8 protein-coding genes are annotated in these 7757 nt (G+C 41.8%); 5 read left to right on the forward strand and 3 right to left on the reverse strand.

The window, feature by feature from the left end:
• Nucleotides 1-1672 (forward strand): adenine deaminase (gene ade, locus AB7U21_RS08720; protein ID WP_428388361.1); only part of this gene is annotated, 1672 nt, incomplete at its 5' end.
• 211 nt (nucleotides 1673-1883) lie between these two features.
• On the opposite strand, the gene AB7U21_RS08725 is transcribed toward ade, so the two are convergent.
• Nucleotides 1884-2093 (reverse strand): hypothetical protein, encoded by a 210-nt coding sequence (locus AB7U21_RS08725; RefSeq protein WP_428388363.1) that lies wholly within the window; start codon nucleotides 2091-2093, stop codon nucleotides 1884-1886.
• Nucleotides 2094-2233: 140 nt separating this feature from the next.
• Entirely contained in the window at nucleotides 2234-2791 is a 558-nt protein-coding gene (locus AB7U21_RS08730) for a flavodoxin family protein (protein WP_333786463.1), read from the reverse strand.
• Between the two features lie 123 nt (nucleotides 2792-2914).
• Between AB7U21_RS08730 and AB7U21_RS08735 the strand changes: the two genes are divergently transcribed.
• Together AB7U21_RS08735 and AB7U21_RS08740 are read left to right on the forward strand one after the other, a co-directional pair.
• A complete protein-coding gene (locus AB7U21_RS08735) occupies nucleotides 2915-3301 on the forward strand; it encodes a helix-turn-helix domain-containing protein (RefSeq protein ID WP_333786464.1) in 387 nt (128 codons plus the stop codon).
• A 171-nt stretch (nucleotides 3302-3472) separates the two neighbouring features.
• Nucleotides 3473-3967: a flavodoxin family protein gene (locus AB7U21_RS08740; RefSeq protein ID WP_333786465.1), complete on the forward strand. Its 495-nt coding sequence runs from the start codon at nucleotides 3473-3475 to the stop codon at nucleotides 3965-3967.
• 221 nt (nucleotides 3968-4188) lie between these two features.
• On the opposite strand, the gene AB7U21_RS08745 is transcribed toward AB7U21_RS08740, so the two are convergent.
• On the reverse strand, nucleotides 4189-4524 hold the full coding sequence (locus AB7U21_RS08745; protein WP_333786466.1) for a hypothetical protein: 336 nt from the start codon (nucleotides 4522-4524) through the stop codon (nucleotides 4189-4191).
• A gap of 203 nt (nucleotides 4525-4727) precedes the next feature.
• Between AB7U21_RS08745 and AB7U21_RS08750 the strand changes: the two genes are divergently transcribed.
• Both AB7U21_RS08750 and mbhE read left to right on the forward strand, forming a co-directional pair.
• Entirely contained in the window at nucleotides 4728-5273 is a 546-nt protein-coding gene (locus AB7U21_RS08750; RefSeq protein WP_333786467.1) for an Hsp20/alpha crystallin family protein, read from the forward strand.
• 160 nt (nucleotides 5274-5433) lie between these two features.
• Nucleotides 5434-7757, forward strand: a 2324-nt coding sequence (mbhE, locus tag AB7U21_RS08755) for a hydrogen gas-evolving membrane-bound hydrogenase subunit E (protein WP_428388366.1), incomplete at its 3' end; no start/stop codon positions are given.

Genomic DNA, 7757 nt, shown 5'->3' on the forward strand with positions numbered 1-7757 from the left:
CAAAATAAATAAAAACTCTCAAACCAAAACAGGTTCTATGCAAACTATCAAAGGAAAACTGGTAGATGTTATCCAACGGGATATTTATAATGCAATCGTCTTTATTGAGGACGGGAAGGTCCAAAATGTCCAAAGGACGGAAGAGGAGTTTGATAAATATTTACTCCCCGGATTCATAGATGCTCATGTCCACATCGAAAGTTCAATGCTAAAACCTTCTGAATTTGCCAGAATGGCTGTCAGACATGGTACTGTTGCTACGGTATCCGACCCACACGAAATAGCTAATGTGTGTGGTCTTGAAGGTATCTTTTACATGATAAGGGAATCAGAAAACGTACCTGTAAAAATACATTTTACTGCTCCAAGTTGTGTGCCTGCAACAGAATTTGAAAACACTGGCCATAGTTTGTCAGCAAAGGAAATAGGAATACTGATGCAAGAGCCAAAAATAGTTGCATTGGGCGAAATGATGAACTACCCTGGTGTATTGAATGACGATCCTGAGGTATATGCTAAGATCAAAGCTGCCTTTGATGCAGGTAAACCGGTTGACGGCCATGCACCTGAGCTTGGAGGGGAAGACCTTAAAAAATACATCCGTGCAGGGATAAGTACGGACCACGAATGTACCCGGCTGGAAGAAGCCCTGGACAAAATAGAAAATGGTATGCATATACTGATCAGGGAAGGCTCTGCTGCACAAAACTTCGATACTCTTCATCCTCTTATCGCGAGGTACCCTGAATCATGTATGTTCTGCACAGATGACTGTCATCCTGATCATCTTGAGGCGGGGCATATTAACAGACTTGTGTCCAGAGCAGTAGCTGCAGGTCACGATCTCTTCGATGTATTGCGGGTCTCTTCCTTCAATGCATCAAAACACTATAAGATCAATGCCGGAATGTTACAGCCAGGAGATCCGGCAGATCTCATAATTGTCAATTCCCTGGATAAAATGGATGTTGTTGCAACTTATATAGACGGAAAACCCGTGTTTGAAAATGGTACAGTGCTGTTTCAGTCATCTGTATCAAAACCGATCAATAATTTCAAATTAACCAAAAAGATCAAACCGGAACAACTGGAAGTATACTCGGGTGCTGATCATTTTAAGATCATACAGGCTTTTGATGGCTCCCTTTTCACAGATATTCTGGAACACCGGCTCCCAAAGAAAAATGGAAAGGTATTTGCGGATCCTGCGAACGGGATCAACAAGATCGCAGTAATTAACCGTTATACGGAAGATCCAGTGCCTTCCATAGGGTTCATTAAGGGTTTCGACATCAAAAAAGGAGCAATAGCTTCCACAGTTGCCCATGATTCCCATAACATTATAGCTATAGGAACGGATGATGTGGATTTGGCTTTGGTCATTAACAGACTTATCGGATCAAGAGGCGGTCTGGCTCTGTCAGACGGAGTGAATATATATCATCTTCCTCTGTCGATAGCCGGACTGATCTCTGATGAACAAGCGGGTATCGTTATTGAAACCTATGAAAAGCTGAACGAAAAGATCCGCCAAATAGGATGTAACTTAAACTCAGCTTTCATGACAATGTCGTTCATGGCATTATTGGTAATACCAAAATTAAAGATAAGTGACAAAGGTTTATTTGACGTATCACAATTCAAATTGACAGTTCTGGAAAAAGATACTTAAATGCAAGAAATCCGTGACTACTCCACAGCCGAAGACTTGCAGGAAAGAGTAGTTCATTAGATAAGGATTATTAGAAAACCTGCTAACACAATTCCCACTGATAAAAGCAGTATCATGTACAAGATGATTCCAATGTCTGGATCCATAAATATACATTTATGCTATTTCAGATATAGATTTTATTTTTCTGTATATGTAGAGATTTGATGGCTCATTGCTTTCCGTATTTTTCCGGTATTTTCTGGTCAGGTGTGACCCCATAGAACTTAGTCCTTGCCTTACCCCAGATACAGCCATTTTTGCCGCATATCTTCAGTTCAAGGTCCTGTATAGCCTTACAGATACTATTGCCTGCTCTTGCTCCTTTACAGACGATACAATACTTTTCACAGAATACTGGTGGTTTATGATTGACTGCCATATTACAACTTCCTGGGAAATGGGTCCGGGAGGATTGCGATAAACTGCTGATCCCTACGGATAAAATTTACTTTTTATACGAACCCATGGATGTCAGGGGTTTATCGGGATCCTCCGCTGCTTTAACATTTCCAAAATGTCTCAATTGGTCAGTTTTGATCCTGCTGCTTTTGCTCTGCCCATCAATTCAGCGTTACTTTTCACTGAACCTGGCTCGCTGTACCCTGCAGCTATGATAGTATCGATGGTCTCTATCCCCATGAAATTCTTGATGTTCCCTGCAAACTCATTGAATACCGCTGCATAAATACCAGCGTCAGGTGCACCATGTGAACCAACGAGTACAGCTTTTTTCCCGGGTGCCACACGGGGAGAGAAATCCGGATTGATGAGGGAATAGCATCTGTCCAGGAACAGGCGCATCTGGCCTGTGAACTGGCTGAAATATATGGGGGAGCCCAGTACAATGGCATCTGCTTTTATGATCGAGTTCAGGACCCTGGTCAGGTCATCCTGTAATTTGCATTTATCATGTATCTTACAATAGCCACATCCCTGACAACCTTTGAACTCCAGTTCATTAAGATAGAATATCTCTGTTTCGGCCCCTGCCTCTGCTGCTGATTCAAGGGTCTGTTTGACAAGCGTTGCTGTATTTCCATTCATGCGCGGGCTTCCGATAATACCTATTGCCTTCATATGTTCGCCTCTGGATCATATTGAAATGGGCTACCCATCAAGGGTAATCTTCTATTCTATTTAGATTAACTATATTTATATACCATACAATCATTCAGGATAGTAACTTACCCATGTGATATAATGCAAAACATAGAAAGTGATCATTGCACTCTAAACCATTGTAATTGTCCCATCGAGGCAACCTTGAACGTCATCGGAGGCAAATGGAAACCCATGATACTGTGCCTGCTGGCCAATGATACTTTACGGTATAATAAGATCCAGCAGCTCATTCCTGAGGTATCTCCAAAGATGCTCACAAAACAGCTGAGAGAACTTGAAGCTGATGGGCTGGTGGCAAGAAAAATGTACCCGGAGATCCCGCCAAAGGTCGAATATTCAATAACAGATTTTGGAAGAACCGTTCTGCCGGTCTTAAAAACATTGCTGGACTGGGGAGCCGAATATCTGGGAAAGAAGTGTATTGTAACAATGCAAGTGGAACAAATTGAATTATTGAAGTTATAGTTCTTATGAAATGTGATCCTTTTACATGGAAAGTAGATGTCAAAGCCAGCTTCAAAACATTGTATTTCTTTCCTTTTTGCTACATTTTCATACAAATAACGCATATTTTACGAAACTTATATGTATGTCAAGCGGATACTTATTAATTAATCAAAATAGGGGAGATGCAATATGAAAACACTTGTTACATATATGAGCCAGACAGGAAACACAAAGAAAATAGCGGAAGCCATTTATGGCGAACTTGAAGGGGAAAAGGCGATCAAGCCCATATCTGAGGTCAAGGACCTTGAAGGATATGATCTTGCTTTCATCGGCTTCCCTATAATGCAGTTCGATATTCCGCCAGTGGTAAAGAATTTTTTATCAGCTAGTACTAAAGGCAAAAAAATTGCAATATTCATGACACATGCTGTTCCTGAAGGATTCGAAGCCATCCATTCGTGGACCGGTTCCTACGAGCAGGCCGCAGCTGGCGCAAAGATCCTCGGTGCATTTGATTGCCAGGGTGAGCTTGCCCAGCCTGTAATTGACATGCTGTTAAAGGCCGATGATCCGCAGATGAAAGCATTTGGTGAGATGGGACCATCAACAAAAGGACAGCCTGATGAGTCCAGAGTAAAGAAAGCGAAGGCATTTGCCAAGGAAGTACAGGCAAAAGCCTGATATCACAAAGATGGAAAGGAGTTCTTTTTCAGGACTCCTGCTATTTGTTTTTTAAACAATATCATGAAAACAATATTAATGTTGTATCAAATATGATGTTGTACAAATTAACTCATAAGTCAGCTGTCATGTAACTTTGATATGGATGTATATCTCCAAACCTTGATCTTTCACATCAAATACCTAATATAGAAATTGATGTTATTGACAAGGTTAATGTGTTAACATTCCTTCATAAAATTAAAAAACGATTCTTTTGTTAATGATAACTTTAAACGTTCATTAACCAGATCAATGAATACCTGCAGGTATCGGGGAGGCACACAGTTAAGGCTCTCACTTCCATTCTGTGTAAGTGACAGCAAATACTGCAAGTCTTCCGTACCAAGTTTTTCCAGCCTTTTCCTGAAATCATTTTCATCGGTGGCAAAATGATTGGCAAGAGGCGGAAGGATAGATCTGTATGGAGCACCTGAACCTGCACAATCCAGGCCTTTACACTCAGGAGCTACCTGCTTTAATAGATCAATATCTTTTTGTGATAGATCTCTGGACATTTTATGTATTCCTTTCCTTCTTTAACTGCTGGCTTAGTATGATATCAATCTTATTTATCTCTATATATTATGTTCTTAACAATAATACTTTTACGCTATCATCATTGATTGATAATGTCAGAAGATATTGAAAATCATACAAGTCCAGAGGTTATACTTATATAGTAACGTGTTCTAGGACTTTTCAAACCTGGTGTTATGTTATGGCGGATAAGAGGAAAAAAAAGGATAAAGTAAAATATAAAGGCTCCTTCGAAGAGATCTTTGGTCCAGGTTATTTTGTTCATATAGAGGATCTGGTAGAAAAAATGATAGAAAATCTGGGGCCAAGCTTTAACAAGATGCCGGGACCTCTTGTCTACGGTTTTTCTGTCATAGGTCATTCAGAGGGTGAAACCTTGATAAGAGAGTTCGGCGGCTTACCTGTCGAATCTGGAACAGAGGTATTTGAAGAAAAGAATTCCTTTGTCCGGAAACGCAAGCCTTTGATAGATATAGTAGAAACGGATGAAAAAATATATGTTACTGCCGAAATTCCGGGAATATCCACGGGTGAGATCATTCTCAAAGCCACAGACAGTTCCCTTGATCTTAAGGCATCTCACGGCGGATGTAAGTACTCAGAACAAATACCACTCTCATCAAAAGTTGATCCTGAAAGTGCAACGGCAACTTACCGCAATGGAGTACTGGAAGTTGTCCTAAAGATATTCAACTCTGATAAGACAGTGCTGGTGCATATCGAATAGATCGTTTCTTTTGTATCATGGTCCATTCTACTTTTACAAGTATTTAATAATTAATATACATCGTTTTCCCAGTATGTAACTAGTAGAAATTCTTTTGGTATATATAGTCCAAATCCATCATTAAAAACAATTATATATGGGTAAAATAATGGGGGTAGGCATGGACCCATTCATATCAATAACCTTAGCTGTCTTCCTACCATTCTTACTGGCTCTTGCCGTGCCAGCAGTAGAGAAGTTGATAAAACACAGAGTTGGCTGGTTTGCTTCACTCATCGCTTTCATAAGTTTTCTGCTGGTTATCAGTTTCGTTCCTCTTGTAATACATGGTGAACACTTCCAGGCATCTGTGGAGTGGATTCCCTCAATGGGTATTGAATACAGCATATATGTGGATGGCCTGAGCATTCTTTTCGGTCTCATTATAACAGGCATCGGCATAATAATTATGTCTTATTCGAATGCATACATGGGCCATAAGGAAGATCTGCCCAGGTATTACCAATGGCTTCTCCTGTTCATGGGCTCCATGCTGGGAATGGTATTCGCTGCCAATACAATAATGCTCTTTATTTTCTGGGAACTCACCAGTATCACTTCTTTCATGCTTATCGGTTACTGGAGGAACAAGCCTGAATCGGTTTATGGTGCCACTAAATCTCTGCTGGTGACAGCAGCAGGCGGACTTTTCATGCTTGCAGGTTTCATCGTGTTGCGTTCTATAACTGGCACTTTCGATATACCCGCCATCCTGCATAATGAAACACTGATATCAATGGTGCAAGGACATGAATTGTTCCTGGCAGCCCTTATTTTGATATTTATCGGAGCGGCATCAAAATCCGCCCAGGGTCCTTTCTATATATGGCTTCCGAACGCAATGGAAGCACCCACTCCGGTCAGTGCATTCCTGCACTCAGCCACCATGGTGAAAGCTGGAATATACCTCGTTGCCAGGGTCCATCCCATATTCTCGGGCACAGAAGCCTGGTTCATACTGGTCAGCGGAACCGGGATTATCACAATGCTGGTTGCAGGTTTCCTGGCTTTCAGGCAGATCGATATAAAAGCCCTGCTTGCGTACTCGACGATCAGTCAGCTGGCATACATAATGACGATGTACGGCTATACTACATATCAGGAACCAGGAATTGGAGTTGCTGCAGCAACCTTCCACCTGTTTAATCATGCAACGTTCAAAGCATGTCTTTTCCTTGTGGCCGGTATCGTCGCACATGAAGCTGCTACCCGTGATATTACGCGGCTAGGTGGTTTACGACATGAAATGCCCATCACATTCATTATTGCAACGATTGGGGCTCTTTCCATGGCCGGAGTGCCCCCGCTAAATGGTTTTTTGAGCAAGGAAATGTTCTACGAATCTTCCATTGAGATGGGACACGCACTGGGAAGTCCTTTTACGTTCATCATTCCGGCACTGGCGGTGGCAGGTGGTGTGTTCACATTTGCCTATTCCATTAAGTTCATCGCTGCCATTTTCCTGGGCAAGCGCCCCGAGAAAGGGTTACCTTCCCATATCCACGATCCTTCTTTCGTTATGATCATACCTGCAGCTTTCCTTGCCGGACTGATCATACTGTTCGGACTTGTGCCCTCCATAGCTGTGCAAAATCTCGTCGAACCTACAGCTTCCTCAATAATGATGGAAGCCCAGCACCTTCATGTAAAGCTCTGGCATGGACTGACAGGTTCCCTTGCAATGACCCTTGTAACCTTCCTGCTGGGCATTGCAGTCTACACAAAGTATGACTCTATAGCCGAATGGCAGAACAGTTTCAACCGTAAGTTCCCGATGATCAGTGTCAATTACGTATATGACGGTCTTGTGAACAACGCAAAAGGCACTCTGAAAAGATTCTCATCTTTCATGCAGCCTGGTCCGGTAAAAGGCTATGTGCTTGCACTTCTTGTTTTGATGATCATATTATTCGCTATACCTTTCCTGAAGCTTTCAGCAGGTTTTATACCAACTCTGAACTTTAATGTGGAGCCATATGAGTTTCTGGTTTTCTTCTTCATGATAGTGGCTGCTGTGGGAGCAGCAGTGTTGCCAAAATATCTGCCGGCAGTGATATCTCTCTCAGCTCTTGGGTACCTGGTAAGCTTACTTTTCATATACCTGTCAGCCCCGGACCTTGCACTTACTCAGGTACTTGTGGAAACCCTTACTACCATCATCTTCGTGCTTGCTATTGTCAAGATACCCCAGACCTTTAAAGAGCATATAACTCCTTCTCTGTTCATGAGAGATGCTCTGGTAGCAATATCCGTAGCTTCTGTGGTATTCATATTATTAGTAAGTGCAAATCAAGGGATCATACCTCCCTTTGAATCACTTTCATACTATTTCATAGAAAATGCATTACCTCTTGCAGGCGGTCACAATATTGTCAATGTGATAATCGTGGACTTCAGAGGATATGATACATTAGGAGAGATAGCTGTCATGTGTCTTGCCGCACT

This window comes from Methanomethylovorans sp. (assembly GCF_050177135.1).
Classification (GTDB): domain Archaea; phylum Halobacteriota; class Methanosarcinia; order Methanosarcinales; family Methanosarcinaceae; genus Methanomethylovorans.

Coding starts and splice junctions, on each gene's coding strand:
- AB7U21_RS08725 (WP_428388363.1), bottom strand. CDS start 2,093: ATGGCAGTCAATCATAAACCACCAGTATTCTGTGAAAAGTATTGTATC.
- AB7U21_RS08730 (WP_333786463.1), bottom strand. CDS start 2,791: ATGAAGGCAATAGGTATTATCGGAAGCCCGCGCATGAATGGAAATACA.
- AB7U21_RS08735 (WP_333786464.1), top strand. CDS start 2,915: ATGCAAAACATAGAAAGTGATCATTGCACTCTAAACCATTGTAATTGT.
- AB7U21_RS08740 (WP_333786465.1), top strand. CDS start 3,473: ATGAAAACACTTGTTACATATATGAGCCAGACAGGAAACACAAAGAAA.
- AB7U21_RS08745 (WP_333786466.1), bottom strand. CDS start 4,524: ATGTCCAGAGATCTATCACAAAAAGATATTGATCTATTAAAGCAGGTA.
- AB7U21_RS08750 (WP_333786467.1), top strand. CDS start 4,728: ATGGCGGATAAGAGGAAAAAAAAGGATAAAGTAAAATATAAAGGCTCC.